This window comes from Clostridium hominis, assembly GCF_014287825.1.
GTDB classification, from domain to species: Bacteria; Bacillota; Clostridia; order Clostridiales; family Clostridiaceae; genus Clostridium; species Clostridium hominis.
The window spans coordinates 160,396-183,876 of sequence record NZ_JACOOO010000004.1 but is presented as its reverse complement, the minus strand read 5'-3'; the positions used below and the strand labels follow the sequence as shown (position 1 = coordinate 183,876).

Below are 23,481 nucleotides of genomic sequence, written 5' to 3'. Positions count from 1 at the left end.
TAGGAGGAAATTATGAAGATAATACCAAAGGATAAAAAGGGATTAATTGAGGCTGCAATAGGCAGAAGAGAATGTGATTTAGCTATTGAAAATTGTAAGGTAGTTAATGTTTTTTCAGGTGAAATATATGAAGGTGACGTAGGGATATATGGTGGCTTTATAGCTCATATAAAATGCAACCCAGATAATTTAGATATAAATGAAGATAGAATTAAAGCTAAAAAATATTATGATGCAAAAGGAAAGTATATAATTCCAGGGTTAATTGATGCTCATATTCACATAGAGAGTACTTTAATGACTCCTAGAAATTTTGCAAAGGCTGTAATTCCTCACGGGACAACTACAGTAGTAACTGATCCTCACGAAATTGCAAATGTGTATGGAATAGCTGGAGTAGAATATATGCATAACTCAAGTGAGGGGTTACCAATGAGACAGTATGTATTAGCACCTTCTTGTGTACCAGCAGTACTAGGACTAGAAAATGCTGGAGCAGAATTTAATTATGAAGATATTGAGAGAATGTTCGAATTAGATAGAGTTATAGGTCTTGGAGAAGTTATGGATTACGTAGGTGTAATAGATAACGATACAAGAATGGTTGAAATATTAGAAGCAGCTGAAAAGAGAGGATTATTTATACAAGGACATGCACCTTTCTTAAGTGGAAGAGGATTATCAGCATACCTATGTGGCGGAGCTGTTTCTTGCCATGAAAGTAGAACTGCAAATGAAGCAAGAGATAAGATTAGAAATGGAATGTACGTTGATGCTAGAGAAAGTTCGATTTCTAAAGATGTAGCTAGCTTAGTAAAGGGAGTTGAAGATTTTAGATATAAGACAAACTTAACTCTTTGTACTGATGATAGAGAAGCTGATGAAATATTAGAGTTCGGTCATATGAATGCTGTTGTTAGAACAGCTATTAAAGCCGGTATGAATCCAATTGATGCTATAAGATCTGCAACTTTAAATAATGCTAGGGAATTAGGAATAATAAATTTAGGTGGAATTGCACCAAACTTTGTTGCGGATTTAGTATTAGTAGAGAATTTAGAAGAGATGAATGTTAAAGCTGTTATCTATAATGGAGAGGTAGTTGCCGAGGATGGAAAATTATTAGTTCAAATAGAAGATAAAGAGTTTGATATAGAAAATAAAAATTCAGTTCATGTAAAAGACTTATCTATTGAAGATTTTATTTTAAAAGCTGGTGTTGAGTCAGGAAAAGTTAAAGCTAATGTAATAAAATACTTAGCTCAAACTTCTTCCTCAACAGAAATTATAGAAGAAGAGTTTGAAGTTGAAAATGGAAGGGTTAAGCTTCCTGAGAATGGAGACACAAAATTCGTTGTGGTTATAAATAGACATGGGAAATTATATACTAAATCAATAGCTTTAGTAAAAGGATTTGGAATAAGAAAAGGTGCTGTTGGAAGTACTGTATCTCATGATAGTCATAATTTAACTATAGTTTTTGATAATGCAGAAGAAGGTATGTTAGTAGCAGAAGATTTGATAAAGCTAGGTGGAGGATTAAGCTGTTCTATAGATGGAAAGATAAAAAATAATTTACAACTATCTGTAGCAGGATTAATGTCTACAAGACCAGCAGAAGAAATATCTGTACAAGCAGAAACGATGAAAAAGTCTTTAAGAGAAATGGGACTTACAGAAATAAAAAATCCGTTATTAAGAATTGTAACTTTAGCATTACCGGTAATTCCTAAGGCAAAGATGTCAGACCTTGGAGTTATAGATGTTTTAAAGAAAGAGATTATAGAAGTTATTAAATAAAGTTCGAGCTAAGGCTCGGAGGTGAAAAGTCGACTTTGCCGAGACCAAGAGTGCCTACGGCGGTCCAAGATATTTACTTCGTAAATGTTCAAAAGTTTTTTGGTAAATTATAAGTTGCTATTTTTAAATACTATAAAAAGGTGAGGGATAAAAATGTTTAATAAATTTAATATTAAGCCATTATGGGAGACTAGTAAAACATTATCAGCAGTGGCACAAGGATTTAAGCCAGCTGATATAGTAATTACAAATGCGAAGCTTATAAATGTTTGTACAAGAGAGGTTATGGACAATACTGATGTAGCAATTAGTATGGGTAGAATAGCTTTAGTTGGAGATGCAAAGCACTGTATAGGTGATGAAACTAAAGTAATTGATGCAAATGGTCAATATATAGCACCAGGATTTTTAGATGGTCATATTCATGTGGAATCATCTATGTTAAGTGTAAGTGAATATGCCCGCTCAGTAGTTCCTCATGGAACAGTGGGAATATATATGGACCCTCATGAAATTTGTAATGTACTTGGATTAAATGGTGTTAAGTATATGATTGAAGATGGTAAGGGAACTCCTCTTAAAAATATGGTAACTACACCATCTTGTGTTCCTGCAATGCCAGGATTTGAAGATACAGGAGCTTCAGTTGGACCTAAGGATGTAGCAGAAACTATGGAGTGGGATTCTGTTGTAGGACTTGGTGAAATGATGAACTTCCCAGGAATTTTATTTTCAACTGATCATGCTCATGGAGTTGTAGGTGAAACTTTAAAGGCTAATAAAGTAGTTACAGGACATTATTCATTACCTGAGACAGGAAAAGGGTTAAATGGATATATTGCATCAGGGGTAAGATGTTGCCACGAATCTACTAGAGCGGAAGATGCATTAGCCAAAATGAGACTTGGAATGTATGCTATGTTTAGAGAAGGTTCTGCATGGCATGACTTAAAGGAAGTAAGTAAATCTATAACTGAAAATGAAGTTGATAGCAGATTCGCAGTTTTAATTTCTGATGATACACATCCTCATACTTTACTTAAAGATGGACATTTAGATCATATAATTAGACGTGCGATAGTAGAAGGAATAGATCCTTTAGTTGCAATACAAATGGTAACTATAAACTGTGCTCAATGTTTTAGAATGGATCATGAGCTAGGTTCTATAACTCCTGGAAAATGCGCAGATATAGTATTTATTGATGATTTAAATAAAGTAAATGTAACAAAGGTTATTATAGATGGTAATTTAGTAGCTGAAAACGGAAAGATGACAACAACTATAGAAAAATATCAATATCCAGAAGATGCTATGAATTCAATGCATATAAAAGATAAGATAACAGTAGAGTCATTTAATATATTAGCTGAAGAAAAAGATAAGGTAACAGCTAGAGTTATGGAGATAATTCCTGCTAGAGTTGGAACTTATGAAAGACATATAGAGTTAGAGGTTATTGATGGTAAAGTTCAATGTGATACAAGCAAAGATGTATTGAAAGCTGCTGTGTTTGAAAGACATCATGAAACTGGAAAGATAGGATATGGATTTGTTAAAGGCTTTGGAATAAAGGAAGGAGCTATGGCCGCAACTGTTGCCCATGATGCACATAACTTACTAGTTGTAGGTACTAATGATGAAGATATGGCTTTAGCTGCAAACACTTTAGTTGAGTGTGGTGGAGGAATGGTAGTAGTAAGAAATGGTCAAGTTTTGGGCTTGGTTCCACTACCAATTGCAGGACTTATGAGTGATAGACCACTAGAAGAAATGGCAGAAAAGGTTGAAAGATTAGATAAGGCATGGAAAGAAATTGGCTGTGATATAGTATCGCCATTCATGACTATGGCACTTATACCTTTAGCTTGTTTACCTGAATTAAGATTAACCAATAGAGGTTTAGTTGATTGTAATAAGTTTGAATTTGTATCTTTATTTGTTGAATAACTTTAATAAAAATAAAGACTGGCATATAGCACAGTCTTTATTTTTTATATTTGTATATTATTTAATGGGTAAACTATTTTGTATAATTATCAAAGTAACCTTGGATAAAGATGATTGGTGTTCCCTTATCTCCACTACCAGAAGTTAAGTCTGATAATGATCCTATAAGATCAGTAAGTCTTCTAGGTGTAGTTCCTTGAGAAACCATGTTACCAGTTAAATCAGTATCTTTATGCTCAATATATTGAGATATAGCCTTCTTTAACTCTTCGCCTTCTAGGTTAGCAAAATTATTATCTGCAAGATATTTAATTTTTACTTCGTTTGGTGTTCCTTCTAAACCAGCAGTATAAGCAGGTGAAACAACCGGATCGGCCAATTCCCAAATCTTACCTACCGGATCTTTAAATGCACCATCTCCGTAAATCATAACTTCAATATTTTTGCCTGTTTTTTCGTATAAAATAGCTTGAATATTATCTACTACTACTTGACAGTTAGTTGGGAAAAGTTTAACTGCTTCTTCTGTTGATTTATTAGAACCAAGTAATCCATAGCTTTTATTAGAACCACTACCATCTATAGATTCAGTCATTATATCATCTAAGCCATAAACTTTTTCGGCTCCATTAGCTCTTAATAATCTTTTAGTTCTAAATCTTGAGTGGATGTCACAAGTAAGAACGCTCTTAGTGTAATTTAAGATAGTTTTACAGTCGTTTGAGAAAATAACTTCACACTCTATTCCGTACTCTTCAATAAGAGATTTATAGTATTCTATGTAATCAACACCTGTGAAGGTATGTTTATTATATCCAAAAAGGTTACGGAATTCAGACTCTGTTAAAACATCAGTCCAAGGATTAACACCTTTTTCATCTAAAAGATCTAAATCAACTAAGTGATTACCAACTTCGTCTGAAGGGTAGCTTAACATTAATACTATTTTTTTAGCAGCACCTTTAGCAATACCTCTTAAGCATATAGCAAATCTATTACGGCTTAAGATTGGGAATATAACACCTATTGTATCATCGCCGAATTTAGAACTAACATCTTGTCCTATTTGATCGATAGTAGCGTAGTTTCCTTGAGCACGTGCAACTATTGATTCTGTTACTGTTACTATATCTTTATCATTTAAAGTTAAGTTCTCTGTTTCAACTGCCTTTAAAACTGAATCGACAACTATTTGCTCAATGTTATCTCCTTCTTTGATAATTGGACATCTAAGCCCTCTAACAACTGTTCCTATAACTCTTTCCAAAATAATCTCTCCCTTGTGTAAAATTCAAAAAAATTCCTATACCTATAATATACTATTAGATATAATATAAGTAAAATAAATAATTTGTATAGTTGATATAAGGAGGAGTTATATGATAAGTAAATTAGATTTATATAAAGTTTTTAGACAAGTAGGGAAGAGTGGTAGTTTTTCAAAGGCAGCAGAAGAATTGTATATGACTCAGCCTGCAGTTAGTCAATCAATAATGCAATTAGAGAATGAATTGAATATTCGTCTTTTTAATAGAACTCGTAAAGGTGTAACATTTACTACTGAAGGAAATAATCTTTTTGATTATGTAAATTCAGCAATAACCCTTATTGAAGCAGGGGAGGAAAAGATATTAGAATTTAGAAATCTTTCTACAGGTGAATTAAAAATAGGTGTAGGAGATACCATATCAAAATATTACTTAATACCCTTTTTAGAGAAGTTTCATAATAAATATCCAAACATAAAATTGAAAATCATAAATAGTACAACAATAGAGCTTTGTTCATATATAAAATCTGGAGATATAGATATTGCAATATGTAATTTTCCTATAGAAGATGATTCTTTAGAGTTAATACCTTGTGCAGAAATACAGGATATATTTGTTTGTGGAGAAAGGTATAAGAAATTAATAAGCGATAAAGTTTCTTATGAAGAGTTAACAAAATTACCTTTAATATTTTTAGAAAAGTCATCAAATTCAAGGAAGTATGTAGAAGGTTTTATGATATCTAAGGGAGTTAATATATCGCCAGATTTTGAGTTAGGTTCATATGATTTGCTTTTAGAATTCGCAAAAATAAACTTAGGAATCGCTTGTGTAATTAAGGAGTTTTCTAAGGAGTTTTTAGAAAAAAATTATGTATACGAAATTGATACCATGGAGAAGATTCCTAAAAGAAGCATAGGGGCATGTTATTTAAAAAAAGTACCATTATCGTTAGGGGCAATAGAGTTTTTAAAAATAATGAAGGAATAAGATTTATAAAAAATATATTAATAAAAATGTATTAAAGATAAAGTTGAAAAATAGAATTAAGTATCTAAATATTTTTAATTAGTAATAAATTATATTAAAGATGGGGAGCTGTACTTAATGACTATTTCATTTATAGATTTTATATATGGACTAACACATAATATACCTTTATTAATAACTGTAATTTTAACTTTAGGAGTTATCTTGGTTAATGGATGGACAGATGCTCCTAATGCTATTGCAACATGTGTATCAACAAGGGCTATAACACCAAAAGCGGCTATATTGATGGCTGCTGTATTTAACTTTTTAGGTGTATTTGTAATGACTATAATAAATGCTAATGTAGCTGAAACTATATATAATATGGTTGATTTTGGAGGAGATTCAGGCGAGGCGTTAATTGCATTATGCGCTGCTTTGTTTGCAATTGTATTATGGTCTACAGCTGCATGGTATTTTGGTATTCCAACAAGTGAAAGCCATGCTTTAATAGCTGGAATATCAGGTGCAGCTATAGCGCTTCAAGGGGGACTTAAAGGAATAAACGGAAACGAATGGATGAAGGTTATTTATGGGTTAGTATTATCTACAATATTAGGTTTTGCTTTAGGGTGGATTACGGTGAAGACAGTAGAGTTTTTATTTAAAGGCTTTGATAGAAAAAAAACTAGCGAATTTTTTAATGATGCTCAAGTGTTAGGAGGAGCAGCTATGGCTTTTATGCATGGTGCTCAAGATGGACAAAAGTTCATGGGGGTTTTCATGCTAGGTATGTTCTTAGCAAGAGGAGAAGCGAATGTTAATAATTTTATTATTCCTATATGGCTTATGGTATTAAGTTCTGCTGTTATGGCTCTTGGAACTTCTATAGGAGGATATAAGATTATAAAGGCTGTAGGTATGGATATGGTTAAACTTGAGAAATATCAAGGTTTTTCGGCAGATCTAGCAGGTGCAGGATGTCTTTTAATTTCTTCGGTAGTGGGTATGCCTGTAAGCACTACACATACTAAGACTACTGCAATAATGGGTGTTGGCGCAGCTAAGAGATTAAGCTCTGTAAATTGGGGAGTAGTTAAAGAGATGGTACTGACGTGGGTTCTTACATTTCCAGGATGTGGAGTTATAGGTTTTTTTATGGCTAAGTTATTTATTCAAGTTTTCTAACTATGTATAATTTAAGATCTTAAAAAGGTTGAAGGGAGTATTGATTAAATGGCAGTTAAGAAAAGTAATGACTATTTTGAAATGCTGGTAGACTTGATAGGATATTCGTGTGAGGCTGCTTCGTTATTAGATAAAACTATAAGTAATTTTAGAATGAGCCAAATAGATAGTAATGTAAAAGAGATGCATGAGATTGAACATAGTGCAGATATTAAAAAACACGAGATGCTTAATAAGCTATCAAAAGAATTTATAACTCCTATTGAGAGAGGGGATATTATAGAACTTGCTAATGAAATAGATAATGTAACTGATGCTATAGAAGATGTTTTAGTTAGGATTTATATGTTTAATATAAGCGTTATGAGAGAAGAGGCATTAGAATTTAGTAACCTAATAGTTAGAATATGTAATGAAACTAGTGCTTTAATTAAAGAATTTCGTAATTTTAAGAAATCATCTGAAATTAGTAAGATTATAATAAACATTAATGATTTAGAAGAAGAAGGAGATAGGATTTATACTAAAAGCATAAAAGGCTTTTATACATCTATAATGGATCCTATTAGGTTTATAACTTGGAAGGAAACTTTTGAGTATTTTGAAAAGTGCTGTGATGCTTGTGAACATGTAGCGGATGGAATTGAAAGTGTAATGATGAAAAATAGTTAGGTTTGTTATGCAAGTGATAAAAGTTGATTATGGCAAATGAAAAAAGAAAATAAGCATCAAAAATATCTACGACAGAAATGACGTAGATATTTTTGATTATATGGGAAAATAATATTAAAAAATTCGAAGATAAAGGTTTCTCTTCTTTTTGTTGTTTATCTAGCGAATATTTCAGATGTTTTTCAGAAAAAGAAAATTAATGATAGTAATTAATTATATAATATAAGTAGACAGTCTAAAAATGCAATTATACACAATAAAGGGGAGGTAGGTGTAGATAATGGGTTATAAACTAATAGCTTGTGATATGGATGAAACTTTATTAAGTGATAATCATGAGATATGTCAAAAAAACATCGAGTTAATAAAGAAAGCAAGGGAAGAATATGGTGTTAAGTTTGTTCCTGCAACAGGACGTGGATATGAATTAATCCAAAAGGAACTTAAAACATTAGAACTTCATAATAAGGAAGATGAATATGTGCTTTCTTTTAATGGTGGAGCTTTAACAGAGAATAAAGGAAATAGAATATTACAGTTTAAGGGATTAAGCTTTAGTAAGATGAAAGAGCTTTTTGAGTATGGATTAAAAAAAGATATATGTATTCATGTTTATACCAAAAAAGATTTATATGTTTATAATATTTCTGATAGTGAAGAAGAAAGATTAAGTAGAATAAATCATATTAGAATGGAGAATAATACAGTAGATTTCTTAGAAAATGAGGAGATATCTAAAGTTATTTATCAAAATGTTGATATTGACTATTTAATGTCTTTAGAAGAGGATATGAAGAGTATAACAGAAGGGCAATGTTCGGTAAGTTATTCATCTAATAGATATATGGAGTTTAATACACTAGGCGTAGATAAAGGACAAGGTTTAATAGATTTAGCTAATCTTTTAAATATAGATATTAAAGATACTATTGCTGTAGGGGATAATTATAATGATATGGCTATGCTTAAGGTGGCCGGTCTTTCGGTAGCTGCTCAAAATGCAGTTGAATATGTAAAAGAAGCTTGTGATTATACAACAAAGGCTACTAACAATGAAGGCGTAGTTGCAGAACTTATTGAAAAATTTATTTTAGAAAAAAATATAGATTAAAAATAAAATTAGCTCTGTTATACTTAATAGTATAACAGAGCTAATTTTTTAGTAGCAGAAATAACATTAAGGGAAGGGTTGGAAGTTTATGATACAGGATATAGAACCACATAAGTATGATAGTACTTATGGAAAGTTTAAAGTTAGAAATGATGATTACATAGTAGCTTTTAAAGAAAACAAGGCCATATTAATAAAAGATGGTAATGCAAAAAGAATACCTAAGTATAAAGAAGTAATGGGAGTATTAGATGATTTGGAACATTTAATATACATGTTTAATATAGATGAAAAAAGGTTTTTCTTAGCACTAAATGTAAATCTTAAAGAAAATGAAATTTTTGTAAGGGATAGTATACAAGCATTTAGAACTATTAACCCTCAATGGATGGCCTTTGCTGGATTTACATCATATCATCTTTATATGTGGTATGATTCTAATAGATATTGTGGTAGATGTGGAAGTAATATGAAGCATAGCCATAAAGAACGAGCTTTAGAATGCACTAAATGCAATAATATAAGATACCCAAGAATATCACCAGGAGTAATAGTTGGAATAATAGACCGTGATAAGATGCTTTTGACTAGGTATGCTAAAGGACCTTATAAAAATTATGCTTTAGTAGCAGGATATAATGAGATAGGGGAATCATTAGAGGAAACGGTAAGAAGAGAGGTTATGGAAGAAGTAGGTCTTAAGGTGAAAAATATTAGATATTATAAAAGTCAACCTTGGGGACTTTCTGGGTCTGTTTTATCAGGATTTTTTGTTGATCTAGATGGGGATTCAAAGATAACACTAGACCAAGATGAATTAGCAGAAGCTGTATGGCTTAAAAGAGAAGAGATACCAGAACCAGAATTGAGAATTAGTTTAACAAAAGAAATGATAGAGATGTTTAAAAAAGGTGAAATATAGTAGAGTCGTTTTATAACGGCTCTTTTTTATTATTTAATTTTCTTGATAAATAATAAAATTTCACATAATTTCTGAAAAAATTATTAACTTTAAATAAAAATGAAAAAATGTCGAAAGATAAAATATAGTAAAATAGCCAACTTAAAAGAAGAGAAAAAGAAAATAGGAGGGAATTGAAGTAAAAAAAAGAACGGGTGTTATGGAAAAGAGAAAATGGAATAATGAACCAATAATTGAGGCTGGAATGGTAAAAATCAAAATTGTAAAAACATAACAAGTGTTATAAAATCAGTTAAAAGTAAAAGAAAGGGGGAAACATTTATGAAAAAATTATCACAGATGATAGCTAAAAATAGAGTAGTTATACTAGTGTTGGCATTCATTTTGTTAATACCTTCAGCCTTTGGTTATTTTAACACAAAAGTAAATTATGATATATTAAGCTATTTACCAAGTGATCTGGAAACAAGACAAGCACAAGCAATTTTAAAAGAACAGTTTGGTTGTGGTTCCTTAGCCATGCTTATAGTAGATGACATGGACAATAAAGATGTAGAAAAGTTAAAGGAAAAGGTAGAAGAGGTACAGGGGGTAAATGAAGTTATATGGATAAATGATGCTTTAGATATCTCAGTACCTATGGAGATTTTACCTTCTAGTGTCAAGGACATGCTCTTTTCAGATAATTCAACTCTTATGATAGTTAAATTAAGTGAAAGTGATGCAGATATAGATACTCAAAAGGCTGTACAAGAAATAAGAGATATAACTGGAAAACAAGCTTTTTTAAGTGGGATAGCAGGAGTTATAAAAGATACTAAGGATTTAGCTGATAAGGAAGCACCAATATATATATTAATAGCTGTAATTCTTTCGTTGATAGTTTTAGCGCTAACTATGGAATCTTTCTTAACGCCAGTAATATTCTTACTAAGTATAGGAATTGCAATTGCATATAATATGGGAACTAATATATGGTTTGGAGATATTTCTTATATTACAAAAGCTTTATCAGCTGTATTACAATTAGGTGTTACAATGGATTATTCCATATTCTTATTACACAGATACGATGAAGAAAGGGAAATTCAAAAAGATAATACAAGTGCTATGGCTGTGGCTATAGAAAAAACAATTGGTTCAATAGCAGGAAGCTCACTTACTACTATAGCTGGATTCTTAGCGTTATGTATTATGAAGTTAGCATTAGGTAAAGATATTGGTTTTGTAATGGCTAAAGGAGTTGTATTTGGATTAATATGTACTGTTACAGTATTGCCAGCACTTATATTAGTATTTGATAAAGGTATTCATAGGTTTAAACACAAAACAGTGTTGCCTAAGTTTGAAAAATCATCAGCTTGGGTTATAAAACATCATAAGGTACTTGTGTTGATAGGAGCATTAATATTAATACCTGCATTAATAGGATATAAGAAAACAGATGTATATTATAACTTAGATGAATCACTTCCAAAAGATTTACCATCAATAGTAGCTAATAATAAGCTAAAGGCAGAGTATAACATGATGTCTACTAACATCATTCTTGTAAATGAAGATTTAGATGCTTATAAGGTTAATGAGATGATTAAGGAGTTAAAAGGTGTTGATGGAGTTACTTCTGTAGTTGGACTTGAAGATATACTAGGTGCAAGAATACCAGAAAGCTTTATTCCAGAGGATTTATTATCAAAGATAAAAAATGGTGGCTATGAAGAAATAATGCTTAACTCAAAATATAAAGCAGCATCAGAAGATGTTACTACCCAACTTAAAGAAATAAACAATATTGTTAAAAAGTACGATCCGGAGGGGTTAGTAGGAGGAGAAGCACCGTTAACTAATGACTTAATAAATATAGCAGATACAGACTTTAAGATGGTTAGCTTTGCATCAATAATAGCAATATTCCTAATTATATTAATCATATTTAAATCACCAGTAATACCTATAGTTTTAGTTTTAGCTATAGAGCTTGCAATATATATAAACCTAGGAGTTCCATATTATATGGGTACAAGCATTCCGTTTATAGCATCTATAGTAATTGGAACTATCCAGTTAGGTGCAACTGTTGACTATGCAATACTGTTAACTTCAAGATTTAAAGAAGAACTTGCTAAGAATAAAGATAAGAATGAAGCAATGAGAATATCACTTCAAGGTTCAACAAGATCAATTGTAACAAGTGCTTTAACATTCTTTGGAGCAACAGCAGGAGTTGGAATTATTTCAGATATGGAGATGATTAGCTCATTATGCACATTAATGGCAAGGGGAGCTATAATCAGTATGTTTGTTATATTATTTATACTTCCAGGTATCTTATTACTTTGTGAAAAAATAATAGTTAAAACAAGTAAAAACTTTGTTGAATGTGTTGAAGGAGGAAAATAGTAATGAATAAAGGATTATCAAAAAAAATTATATGTTTAGTAGCTTTGATAACAACTACAACATCAACAATGGCATTTGCACAAGATATTAATAAAGATGAAACAGTTTATGTTTTATTAGATGAAAAAGGAAATCCAACAGAGCAAATAGTTAGTGATTGGATAAGTAGTGATAAAGCTTTAGGAAGTTTTAATGATAAATCAAACTTAGAAAATATTAAAAATGTTAAAGGTGATGAAGAACCTGTATTAAGTGGAGATACTTTAAAGTGGAATATTGACTCAACAGATCTTTATTACCAAGGAAAAACAAATAGTAAATTGCCAGTATCATTAGCAGTTAAATATGAGTTGAATGGAAAAGAAGTAAACCCTAAAGAGGTTTTAGGCGAGGCTGGTAATTTTAAAATAACATTAACTCTTACTAATAATGAAAGTAAAACTAAAGTTATAAATGGGAAGAGTAGAACTTTATATACTCCATTTTTAAGTGCAACAGAATTAACTTTATCTAATGATAATTTTTCAAATGTTAAAGTTAATACTGGAAAGATATTAAATGATGGCAATAATTCATTAATAACATTTATTTCTCTTCCAGGACTTAAGGAATCTTTAAATTTAGATAGTTTATTGGATAATACAAAAGATATAAATATGGATTTAGATTTAAAAGATTCAATAGAAATAACTGGTGAGACAACAAATTTTGAAATTCCAGCAGTTATGATGTTAGTAACTACTTCAAGTGAAGAGTTAGAGGAAATTAAAGGTTCAGAGACTATAAATGACTTAAGAAATTCTTTAAATGACCTTAAAGATGGTGGAGAAGAGCTTTTATCAGGAAGTAAAAGGTTGTTAGATGGACAAAAAGAACTAGCTAGTAATTATAAAAACTTTGATAGTGGTGTAAATACTTTAGCAGATGGAGCTAATAAATTAAATAATGGAATAGGGCAGTTAAATGGTAAAGTTCCAGAATTAGTTACAGGAGCAAATGCATTAATGAGTGGGGCAGGACAAATAAAAGATAATTATTCATTATTTAATGAAGGTGTATCAACGTTAACAAATGGAGCAACTGCTTTAGATAGTGGAGTAAATAAATTAACTAATAGTGTTCCGGAGTTAGTAGATGGATCCAAACAATTAGAAGCTGGTTTAGGACAAGTAAAAAATAATTATGAAACATTTAATGCTGGAGTTTCTAGTATAGCAAATGGCGCTAGTGATTTAAATGATGGAATAAGTAGTTTAGGTAAACAAGCCCCAACATTGATTCAAGGAATAACAGATTTAAATGGTGGACTTGAAAAGTTAGATCAAAATAGAGAAGTAATGGCTACAGGTGTACGTGAGTATGTTGATAATTCAATTAAAATTCAAGGTGGATATGCTCAGTTAAATGAGGGAATAAGCACAGCATCTGCAGGAGCGAAAGCTTTAAGTGATGGGATTTCAAGTGGTAGCGAAGGCATAGGAAGTTTAGTTAGTAGTACAGAAACTCTAGATGAACTTGCTGCTAGTTTAAATCAAATCATAGAAGGACTAGGAGATATAAATCCAGAATTAACAAAATCACTTCAACAAATAAGTGGTGGAATAGCGCAAGTATCAGAAGGGCAAAAAAGTGGACTGGCTACTTTAGGTAGTAGTTTAGGGGAAGCAGCGGCTTCTGCTAATGAATTATCAGAAGGATTAAGTACGGTTTCACAAAAATCTCAATATTTAAATGAACAATTTGAGACTTTAGTTAGTAATGGAGAAAAATTAAAATCAGGAGCAACAGCTATATCAGAAGGTTTAGGAGCAGCTTATGCAGGAAGTCAACAGTTAGCTAACGCTACTGGAATTTTAGAAACTGGTATTTCAAAATTAACAAAAGGTAGTGGAGATTTATTAGCTGGAGCTAATGAGCTAAACTCAAATTCAGGTAAGATAAGTGAAGCTGTAGACCAATTATATACAGGAAGTACACAATTATCATCAGGAACAACTCAGTTGCAAGTAGGAACAACACAGTTACAAGCTGGAAGTAGTCAAGTAGCTAATGGAGCTAAAGAGTTAAGTTATAATTCTGAAAAGATAAATGATGCAGTAGGTGCTTTATACAATGGAACTACTATATTAACTCAAGGTGGAAGAGCTTTAAGTCAAGGTGTTTTAGAGTTAGCTAGTGGTGGAAACTCATTAGTAGAAGGTTCAAATTCTTTGAAAACAGCATCATCACAAATATTAGAAGGAACAGAAAAATTAGAAAATGGTACTAGTGAATTATATGATGGTGTTTTAAAGCTTAAAAAAGAAGGGTTAGATCAAATAAGTGACAAAGGAAATACAGCGCTAGATTCTATAGATGGCTTTGTAGAAGTTAAAGATGAATTAGTCCAAATGTCAAAAGATTACGGAGTATATTCAGGTTTATCTGATGAGATGGATGGTGTGGTAAAGTTTGTTATGAGGAGTAATTCAGTACAAAGTGATAAGAAAGAAGTAAAGACTGAAGCAGATAAAACTAATAGTAAGGTAGAAGATGTATCAAAGATAGATACTCAAAAGGATACTGTTTTTACAAGAATAAGAAAGTTATTTAGCTAAAAATTAAAATGAAGCATCAAATTGGTGCTTCATTTTTTTATATAAAATATGAATGGTTCATAAGTAATTAAATTCTTTTCTCCTAAAATAATACATCTCATAATTTTCAATAATTGAAATTTTCAAGAAATGAAAATTATGGGATTTGATAAAGAATTATAATTAAATTGTACAACAGTTAAACTAAATTTGAGAGGAGAATTATAATGGAAAAGAAACCAATAAAGATAGTTACAATAGGTGGAGGAAGTAGTTATACTCCAGAATTAATGGAAGGGTTCATTAATAGATATAAAGAACTTCCAATAAGAGAGTTTTGGTTAGTTGATGTTGAGGATGGAAGAGAAAAGTTAGAAATAGTTGGAGCAATGGCACAACGTATGTGGGATGCTTCAGGTTATGATGTAAAAGTACATTTAACATTAGATAGAAGAGAAGCGTTAAAGGATGCTGATTTCGTTACTACTCAATTTAGAGTTGGACTTTTAGATGCAAGAATAAAAGATGAAAGAATACCATTTAGCCATGGTATGTTAGGACAAGAAACAAATGGTGCTGGAGGAATGTTTAAAGCTTTCAGAACTATTCCAGTAATATTAGATATAGTAGAAGATATGAAAGAATTATGTCCAAATGCATGGTTAATAAACTTTACTAATCCATCAGGAATGGTTACAGAAGCTGTTATTAAGCATGGTGGATGGAAGAAGTGTATAGGACTTTGTAATGTACCAGTAGGTGCAATGATGGGAGAGCCTAAATTAATAGATAAAAAGGAAGATGAGTTAATATTCCAATTTGCAGGATTAAACCACTTCCACTGGCATAAGGTTTTTGACAAACAAGGAAATGATGTAACTGCTGAAATAATTAAGAATATGTATGATAGAAAAGAAGATGATGGTACACCAGCTAACATCCATAATATTAAATTCCTAAGAGAACAATTAGAGCAAATGAATATTATACCTTGTGGATACCATAGATATTATTACTTACAAGATGAGATGTTAAAACATGGTCTTGAAGAGTTTAATGGAGAAGGTACAAGAGGCCAACAAGTTAAGAAAACTGAAGCAGAATTATTTGAATTATATAAGGATCCAAACCTTAACTACAAACCAGAGCAATTAACAAAGAGAGGTGGAACTCACTATAGTGATGCTGCTTGTGAATGTATAAATGCTATTTACAACGATAAGAAAATACCTATGGTTGTAAGTACACAAAATAATGGAGCAATTCCTGATTTAGCACCAGATAGTATAGTTGAAGTTACTTCATATATAACAGGTAAAGGGGCTATGCCAGTTGCATGGGGTAAATTAGACTCAGCAGAAAAGGGATGGATTCAAGTTATGAAAGCTATGGAAGAGTGTGTAATAAAAGCAGCTATAACTGGTGATTATGGACTAGCTTTACAAGCATTCTTACTAAATCCACAAGTTAAGGGTGGAGCAATTGCTAAAACAGTTTTAGACGAAATGTTAGTAGCTCATGCTAAGTATTTACCACAATTCGTAGAAAAGATTGCTGAATTAAAAGAGCAAGGTGTTGAAAGCAAAGATCCAGTAGTTATGGATTTAATGGTAAACGGACACTAGGAATCCACTATGTAGAGGGGAAAAGTTTTCTGGTGGAAAGATGAAAAATCATCAGATGTGAGATGGAAAACTTGCTTTAAGGTAAAAGTCAAAACTGACTAGAGCTAGGAAAATAATTTACCCCTCAGTAAATGGCAAAGAGTTATTATGGACAATAGATACCAGTATCTATTGTCCATTTTGACTTTTAAATTAGTATTTAATTTTATGGTTAATAGCAGAGTTTATTTACTATTAGCAATTATTGTATAAGAAAATTATAAAATTATGTTGACAACTTATATTAAAAAATATTACAATGTAAACGAGTTAAATGTTTACAGATGGATATGTGATTGTTACTGGCTCGACCAGGCGAGACCTTAGTTAATGAGTAGAGAACGCTCTTTCTCTATTGATTAGTTGAGGTCTTTTTTAAATCTTACAATAGCATATATCTTTATTTAAGAGAAGTTAGATTGAAATATAAGTTTAACAGATGTTAATATTATATCTAACAGAAGAGTAAGTTAAAAGTAATTAAAATTTAGCAAGTAATATGGAGAGGATTAGCATGATAATAAAAAAGATATTTAATAACAACGCTGTAGTAGCTAAAGATTGCGCTAATCGTGAGATAGTTGCGATGGGATGTGGAATTGCTTTTAAGATGAATATTGGAGAAGTTTTAGATGAATCTAAAATTGAAAAAACTTTTATTTTAAAAGAAAAAGAGGCATCTGAAAGATTTAAGTTATTATTAGAAGATGTTGACTCTGAAATAGTTTCACTTTGTTATGATATTATTGAATATGCAAAAAATCTTTTAGATGTAGAGTTAAATGATTATGTATATGTTACGTTAACAGATCATATAAACAATGCTATAAAGCTTCAAAAAGATGGTTTTAATACATCAAACGTTATTATTTGGGAGATAAGAAAATTTTATTCTAAAGAGTATGCAATAGGCATTAAGGCATTAGAGTTTATACAAGAGGAGCTTGGAGTTGAGTTGCCGGAAGATGAGGCTGGAAATATAGCGCTTCATTTAATAAATGCTCAAGTCAATAAAAGGTGTAATATAAAAAAAGATGTTTCTAAGCAAACTAAGATGATAAATGATATCTTAAATATAGTTAGGTATACTTACAATATAAATCTTGATGAGAACTCTCTTAGTTATGAAAGATTTATTACGCATTTAAGATTCTTCTTCCAGAGATTAAATAAAAAAGAATTTTATTGTGATGAAGAGAATGAGGAAGATAGTGAGGATTTCTTATTAAATCAGGTTAAGAAAAAATATAAAAATGCATATAGTTGTATGCTTAAGGTTGAAAAATATCTTGAAATAGAGTTAAGTAATGAAGAAAAATTATATTTAACATTACATATACAGAAGGTAACTATTAATTAATAGGTTTGAAATGATACAAAATATTTCTATGTTTTGTATCATTTTAAAAATATAAAATACAAAAAAGTATTGACAAGATTTACAGAATAATATAAAATAAAGACAAGTTAAATGTTTACAAATAAATATGTGATTGTTACTGGTTCGACCAGGCGAGACCTTAATTAATGAGAATAGATTTTTATATGTCTATTTTGATTAATTGAGGTTTTTTATATTTAAATGTAAACTTAATTGAATAAGGATTGTTACTGGTAAAGCAGGCGAGACCAAAGTTAGTAGGATAGTTAGATTTTATATCAATTTATTCTATTCATTTGGTCTTGCCTTTTTATATATAAAATCAAGCTAAGTAAAAGATAAAGAGAATGTATAATGACATATATGTTATCGTTTACTAGAAGTTGAATGTAAATTTAATAAATAAATTAATAAAAAGTTAAATTTGAAAAGGGGATGTAAATAATGAAGTATGAAAAATTAGCTAAAGACATAATTGAAAATGTTGGCGGAAAAGGCAATATTAATAGTCTAACACATTGTGTTACAAGATTAAGATTTAAATTAAAAGATGAAAGTAAAGCAAATACAGAAGTATTAAAAGCTATGGATGGTGTTGTTACTGTAGTTAAAAGTGGTGGACAGTACCAAGTAGTCATCGGTAATCATGTTCCAGATGTTTATGCAGATGTATGTAAAGTTGCAGGACTTGCTACAGAAGGAGCAGAAGATAGCTTAGAAGAAAAAATGAATCCATTTGATAGATTTATAGATATAATTTCAGGAGTATTCCAACCTGTACTTGGGGTACTATGCGCAACAGGTATGATTAAAGGATTAAATGCTATATTAATTGCAACAGGATTATTAGCAGATACAGATTCAACTTATATAATTTTAAATGCTATAGGAGATTGTTTATTTAACTTCTTCCCAATATTCTTAGGGTATACAGCAGCTAAGAAATTTAAGCTAAATCAATTTACAGGTATGGCAATTGGTGCAGCTATGGTATATCCAGCAATCACTGCACTTGCAGGTACTACTGTAACTTTCCTTGGAATTCCTGTAGTGATGCCTTCAAGCAGCTATCAATCAACAGTTATTCCAATAGTTTTAGCTATATTCCTTGCATCAAAGGTAGAGAGATTATTAAAGAAGATTGTTCCAGATGTTGTTAAAACGTTTATAGTACCATTCCTTACTTTATTACTAGTAGTTCCGGTAACATTTATGGCAATCGGACCAGTAGCTACAATAGCAGCAAATAAGTTAGGAGATATAACTTTAGCAGTGTATAACTTTAGCCCAATATTAGCAGGTTTATTTATCGGTGGATTCTGGCAAGTATTTGTTATGTTTGGCTTACATTGGGGATTAATACCACTAGCTATGAATAATTTAGCTGTATTAGGATATGACCCAATAGTAGCATCTTCAATTGCAGTTTGTTTTGCACAAACAGGTGTAGTTATGGCTATTGCGGCAAAAACTAAGAATAAAAAATTAAGATCATTATGTATACCATCAATCATTTCAGGATTCTTTGGGGTTACAGAACCAGCTATATATGGTATTACATTACCTAGAAAGAAACCATTTATACTAAGCTGCGTAGTTGGAGCATTAACAGGCGGAATATTAGGTGTATTTGGTTCAAGAATTTTCATGGTTGGTGGAATGGGAATATTTGCAATACCAACATTTATAGGACCAGCAGGTATAGATAAGTCATTCTTAGGTATTATTGTAGCTAGCATAGTAGGTTTAATTGTAGGATTTATATTAATGTACTTTACAAAACTAGACCATGAAGATATGACAGATGGAAAAGTTGAAAAAGTAGAAAACAATTTAGAAAAAGATGCACTAGTTAAACAAGAAGTTATAAGTAGTCCAATTAAAGGTGATGTTTTACCTTTAAACCAAGTTAAAGATGAAGTATTTTCAGCTGGACTTTTAGGCAAAGGTGTTGCTATAGAACCTAAAGAAGGTAAGGTTGTTTCACCAGTAGATGGTACATTAACAACATTATTCCCAACACATCACGCTTTAGGTATTACAAGTGATAATGGAGCAGAAATATTAATACATGTTGGTATGGATACGGTTCAATTAGAAGGAAAATGCTTTACTCCTAAAGCAAAGCAAGGAGATAAAATAAAGGCAGGTCAAGTATTATTAGAGTTTGATATAGATGGAATAAAAGAAGCTGGATATCCTGTAACTACACCAGTAATAATTTCTAACTCAGATAATTATTTAGATATTATAGGGACAGAAAAAAAAGAGATTAATAGAGAAGAAGAGTTACTTACTGTAATGATTTAAGTAGTGATGAATGGAGGAATTAAAATGTATAGATTTCCAGAAGGGTTTTTATGGGGTGGAGCTACTGCTGCTAACCAATTTGAAGGAGCATATAATGAAGATGGTAAAGGATTATCAATTCAAGATTTAATGCCAAAAGGTATAACAGGACCGATGACAGAAGAACCAACAGAAGATAATATGAAGCTTATAGGTATAGATTTCTATCATAGATATAAAGAAGATATAAAGTTATTTGCAGAGATGGGATTTAAGACATTTAGAATGTCTATAGCTTGGTCAAGAATATTCCCAAATGGTGATGATTTAGAACCGAATGAAAAGGGATTAGAATTCTATGATAATGTATTTGATGAATTAGCTAAGTATGGTATTGAACCACTTGTTACTTTATCTCACTATGAAACACCATTACATCTTGCGAGAGAGTATGATGGATGGACAGATAGAAGACTTATTGGATTCTTTGAAAGATATGTAAGAACAGTATTTACAAGATATAAGGACAAGGTAAAATACTGGTTAACATTTAATGAAATAAACTCAGCGTTACATTTCCCAGTTATGAGTGCTGGCATATTAACTCCAAAGGAAGAGTTAAGTAAGCAAGATTTATATCAAGCAATGCACCATGAGCTAGTTGCAAGCGCATTAGCTGTTAAGATAGGGCATGAAATAAATCCTGAATTTAAGATTGGATGTATGATTCTTGGAATACCAAATTATCCATTAACTCCAAATCCAAGTGATATAATAAAAGCGATGCAAGAAGATAGAGGAACATTATTCTTTGGAGATATCCACGCTAGAGGAGAATATCCAAAGTATATGAACAGATATTTCAAGGAAAACAATATAGAAATTAAGTTTGCAGAAGGCGATGCAGAAATCCTTAAGAACACAGTAGACTTTATTTCATTCAGCTATTATATGAGTTCATGTGCTACAGCAGATCCAGAATTAAATAAGAAGGGTGCAGGAAACCTTATTGCAGGTGTACCAAACCCATACTTAAAGGCATCAGATTGGGGATGGCAAATTGATCCACAAGGGTTAAGATATATATTAAACTTCTATTATGATAGATATCAAAAACCATTATTCATAGTTGAAAATGGACTTGGAGCTGTGGATCAATTAATAACTGATGAAAATGGAAATAAGACAGTAAATGATGATTACAGAATTAACTACTTAAATGACCACTTAGTTCAAGTAGCAGAGGCTATTGAAGATGGTGTAGACTTAATGGGATATACTACTTGGGGGTGTATTGACCTAGTATCTGCATCAACTGCTGAATTAAGAAAGAGATACGGATTTATCTATGTTGATAGAAATGATGACGGAACAGGAACATTAGAAAGATATAAGAAAAAGAGCTTTGATTGGTACAAGGAAGTTATAGCTACTAATGGTGGAAGCTTAAGATAATTAAAAGTTAAGAGTAAAATAAAAAACTGCCGATTTGGCAGTTTTTTTATTTTAAGTATTCAATATTTCTTCTAAAGGCAATGGTTTACTATAAAAATATCCTTGAATATATAGTTTGCTATTCTCGATTGATTTTATTAAGTCTAATTGATATTCTTCTTCAACACCTTCAATAATAAGCGATCTATTTGTAACTGTAGCGATTTTTGAGACAAACCTAATTACTTCTTGTTTTATTTCACAAGAATATAAGTCGTCTACAAAGTATTTATCAAGTTTAACTATGTCAAAATCAAGTTTTTTCAAAACGTCAAGATTAGAATATTCTATTCCAAAGTCATCTATAGCTATTTTAAAACCAGCATCTTTTAATTTTTTTATAGAAGTATTTAACACATCCAATTTATCTATTTTTACATTTTCAACTATTTCTAAACATATTTTATTAGGTCCGATATTAGATTTTGAAAGTATTTCTATAGCTGAATTAACGAAATTTTCATCTCGTATCTCGTTTAATGATAGATTCATTGAAATATAAAGATTATTTTCGTTATTAATATGGTTGGAAATAAGAGGGTATGCTTTAATGATTTTCTGCAATATCCATAAAGATACTTCAAATAACATATCATTATCTTCTATTTCTTTAATAAAGTGATATGGTGATAAAACTTTATTATCGTCTACTAATAATCTTAAAAGACCTTCAAATCCTATAATTTTATTAGTATGTGGATTTAGTATTGGTTGATAATAAACAAGATACTTATCGGTATCAAGTCCATATCTTATTTTTTTTTGAGTTTTAAATTTCTTTATCTTAGATTTTATAAATAGAAAATAAAATAGAATTATCAATATTGTTAATAGAAAAAATAAAATATTACTTTTTACTTTTTGAATTCTATGTTCAGGATGAAAATATTTATCATATAATGATACTATCAAGTTATTTTCTCTTAAGGACATTTTTTCTATCTGGTTGTCTATGTAATTAATAATATGTAAATTATTTTTATTAGCGCCTATGTATACAGGATGAGATTCAAAATTATAAATAGATTTATATTTTGTTGGCCTTGCAGAAGAGCCAACCATTATATCGATAGAACCATTTTTTAATAAATTTTCAAGCTCATGAAAGCTTTTAGCGTATATAGGAGTTAAATTTCGTATTTCTTTATTTTCTAGAAAGCTTAGGACACAATTGGAGCTTGCACAATCCTCTATTAGACCTATAGTCATTCCTTCAAGCTTACTGAAATCGCCATAATTTATATTTTTATTTGTATTAATAGTGTGAGTTTCGAAGGAAACCTTATAATTATTAAATAAAAAATTTTCTTGTCTATCTCCTGTAGAATCTAGTCCCATTAATATGTCGATGTTGCCGTTTTCGAGTTGAGTTAAGAGGTCAGAAAAATCTGATACTACTAATTCATAATCAACGTTACCTTCTTTTTTAATTAATTCTAAAAACTCAATATAATAACCAGTTATTTCATTATTAGAATTTATAGTGATATAAGGAGTGTCTTCATATATACCAACTTTTATTGGTTCGTCAATTCTTTTATCGAGTCCAGAGACGGTTGAGCAAAAGAGATTAACAAATAAAAGTATAAATGCTAAATATCTCAATCTCAGATAAATCACTCCTTTCAAAAAAATATTCGTATTTTCACAACATATATAGAAATTATAACCTATTAATGAAAAATTAACAATAAAATCTATATTAATTAAGTGTTACATTTAAATATAATACTTACATTGTTTAGTGTATAAAGAAAAAATATACGTTTCTATTATTTAAGAGAAGCAGTT

General features: G+C 30.6%; 15 protein-coding genes. 13 read left to right on the top strand and 2 right to left on the bottom strand.

The window, feature by feature from the left end; all coding sequences use genetic code 11:
- Positions 1–12: 12 nt before the first annotated feature.
- Both ade (H8S20_RS02680) and ade (H8S20_RS02675) read left to right on the top strand, forming a co-directional pair.
- Complete coding sequence (gene ade, locus H8S20_RS02680) at positions 13–1,800, top strand: adenine deaminase (RefSeq protein ID WP_051986964.1); 1,788 nt, start codon at positions 13–15, stop codon at positions 1,798–1,800.
- Positions 1,801–1,953: 153 nt separating this feature from the next.
- A complete protein-coding gene (gene ade / locus H8S20_RS02675) occupies positions 1,954–3,750 on the top strand; it encodes an adenine deaminase (protein WP_032119759.1) in 1,797 nt (598 codons plus the stop codon).
- Between the two features lie 73 nt (positions 3,751–3,823).
- On the opposite strand, the gene H8S20_RS02670 is transcribed toward ade (H8S20_RS02675), so the two are convergent.
- Positions 3,824–5,017, bottom strand: a complete 1,194-nt coding sequence (locus H8S20_RS02670; RefSeq protein ID WP_032119758.1) for a coenzyme F420-0:L-glutamate ligase — start codon at positions 5,015–5,017, stop codon at positions 3,824–3,826.
- Positions 5,018–5,129: 112 nt separating this feature from the next.
- On the opposite strand from H8S20_RS02670, the gene H8S20_RS02665 reads away from it, so the two are divergent.
- From H8S20_RS02665 to H8S20_RS02615, 11 genes are all read left to right on the top strand, one after another.
- The gene (locus H8S20_RS02665) at positions 5,130–6,011 is read left to right on the top strand and encodes a LysR family transcriptional regulator (protein ID WP_032119757.1); all 882 of its coding nucleotides are present in this window, start codon (positions 5,130–5,132) and stop codon (positions 6,009–6,011) included.
- 117 nt (positions 6,012–6,128) lie between these two features.
- Positions 6,129–7,181, top strand: coding sequence for an inorganic phosphate transporter (locus tag H8S20_RS02660; protein WP_032119756.1), 1,053 nt, complete (start codon positions 6,129–6,131; stop codon positions 7,179–7,181).
- A 48-nt stretch (positions 7,182–7,229) separates the two neighbouring features.
- Positions 7,230–7,853: a DUF47 domain-containing protein gene (locus H8S20_RS02655; protein ID WP_032119755.1), complete on the top strand. Its 624-nt coding sequence runs from the start codon at positions 7,230–7,232 to the stop codon at positions 7,851–7,853.
- Between the two features lie 280 nt (positions 7,854–8,133).
- Positions 8,134–8,964, top strand: coding sequence for a Cof-type HAD-IIB family hydrolase (locus tag H8S20_RS02650; protein ID WP_186859227.1), 831 nt, complete (start codon positions 8,134–8,136; stop codon positions 8,962–8,964).
- 88 nt (positions 8,965–9,052) lie between these two features.
- Complete coding sequence (gene nudC / locus H8S20_RS02645) at positions 9,053–9,886, top strand: NAD(+) diphosphatase (RefSeq protein ID WP_032119753.1); 834 nt, start codon at positions 9,053–9,055, stop codon at positions 9,884–9,886.
- A gap of 321 nt (positions 9,887–10,207) precedes the next feature.
- Positions 10,208–12,286, top strand: coding sequence for an efflux RND transporter permease subunit (locus H8S20_RS02640; RefSeq protein WP_032119752.1), 2,079 nt, complete (start codon positions 10,208–10,210; stop codon positions 12,284–12,286).
- Positions 12,287–12,288: 2 nt separating this feature from the next.
- Entirely contained in the window at positions 12,289–14,883 is a 2,595-nt protein-coding gene (locus H8S20_RS02635; protein ID WP_032119751.1) for a YhgE/Pip domain-containing protein, read from the top strand.
- A gap of 206 nt (positions 14,884–15,089) precedes the next feature.
- Positions 15,090–16,487, top strand: coding sequence for a 6-phospho-beta-glucosidase (locus tag H8S20_RS02630; RefSeq protein WP_186859226.1), 1,398 nt, complete (start codon positions 15,090–15,092; stop codon positions 16,485–16,487).
- A 553-nt stretch (positions 16,488–17,040) separates the two neighbouring features.
- Positions 17,041–17,886 carry a BglG family transcription antiterminator LicT gene (gene licT, locus H8S20_RS02625; RefSeq protein ID WP_032119749.1) on the top strand — a complete coding sequence of 282 codons (846 nt, stop codon included), beginning with the start codon at positions 17,041–17,043 and terminating at the stop codon, positions 17,884–17,886.
- Positions 17,887–18,351: 465 nt separating this feature from the next.
- Positions 18,352–20,217 carry a beta-glucoside-specific PTS transporter subunit IIABC gene (locus H8S20_RS02620; RefSeq protein ID WP_032119748.1) on the top strand — a complete coding sequence of 622 codons (1,866 nt, stop codon included), beginning with the start codon at positions 18,352–18,354 and terminating at the stop codon, positions 20,215–20,217.
- 24 nt (positions 20,218–20,241) lie between these two features.
- Positions 20,242–21,651 (top strand): glycoside hydrolase family 1 protein, encoded by a 1,410-nt coding sequence (locus tag H8S20_RS02615; protein WP_186859225.1) that lies wholly within the window; start codon positions 20,242–20,244, stop codon positions 21,649–21,651.
- A gap of 51 nt (positions 21,652–21,702) precedes the next feature.
- Here the strand turns inward: H8S20_RS02615 and H8S20_RS02610 are convergent, their stop codons facing one another.
- Complete coding sequence (locus H8S20_RS02610; protein ID WP_051986963.1) at positions 21,703–23,295, bottom strand: EAL domain-containing protein; 1,593 nt, start codon at positions 23,293–23,295, stop codon at positions 21,703–21,705.
- Between the last annotated feature and the right edge of the window lie 186 nt (positions 23,296–23,481).

Excerpts from the sequence above, each read along its gene's own strand:
- ade (WP_051986964.1), top strand. The coding sequence starts at position 13 with ATGAAGATAATACCAAAGGATAAAAAGGGATTAATTGAGGCTGCAATA.
- ade (WP_032119759.1), top strand. The coding sequence starts at position 1,954 with ATGTTTAATAAATTTAATATTAAGCCATTATGGGAGACTAGTAAAACA.
- H8S20_RS02665 (WP_032119757.1), top strand. The coding sequence starts at position 5,130 with ATGATAAGTAAATTAGATTTATATAAAGTTTTTAGACAAGTAGGGAAG.
- H8S20_RS02660 (WP_032119756.1), top strand. The coding sequence starts at position 6,129 with ATGACTATTTCATTTATAGATTTTATATATGGACTAACACATAATATA.
- H8S20_RS02655 (WP_032119755.1), top strand. The coding sequence starts at position 7,230 with ATGGCAGTTAAGAAAAGTAATGACTATTTTGAAATGCTGGTAGACTTG.
- H8S20_RS02650 (WP_186859227.1), top strand. The coding sequence starts at position 8,134 with ATGGGTTATAAACTAATAGCTTGTGATATGGATGAAACTTTATTAAGT.
- nudC (WP_032119753.1), top strand. The coding sequence starts at position 9,053 with ATGATACAGGATATAGAACCACATAAGTATGATAGTACTTATGGAAAG.
- H8S20_RS02640 (WP_032119752.1), top strand. The coding sequence starts at position 10,208 with ATGAAAAAATTATCACAGATGATAGCTAAAAATAGAGTAGTTATACTA.
- H8S20_RS02635 (WP_032119751.1), top strand. The coding sequence starts at position 12,289 with ATGAATAAAGGATTATCAAAAAAAATTATATGTTTAGTAGCTTTGATA.
- H8S20_RS02630 (WP_186859226.1), top strand. The coding sequence starts at position 15,090 with ATGGAAAAGAAACCAATAAAGATAGTTACAATAGGTGGAGGAAGTAGT.
- licT (WP_032119749.1), top strand. The coding sequence starts at position 17,041 with ATGATAATAAAAAAGATATTTAATAACAACGCTGTAGTAGCTAAAGAT.
- H8S20_RS02620 (WP_032119748.1), top strand. The coding sequence starts at position 18,352 with ATGAAGTATGAAAAATTAGCTAAAGACATAATTGAAAATGTTGGCGGA.
- H8S20_RS02615 (WP_186859225.1), top strand. The coding sequence starts at position 20,242 with ATGTATAGATTTCCAGAAGGGTTTTTATGGGGTGGAGCTACTGCTGCT.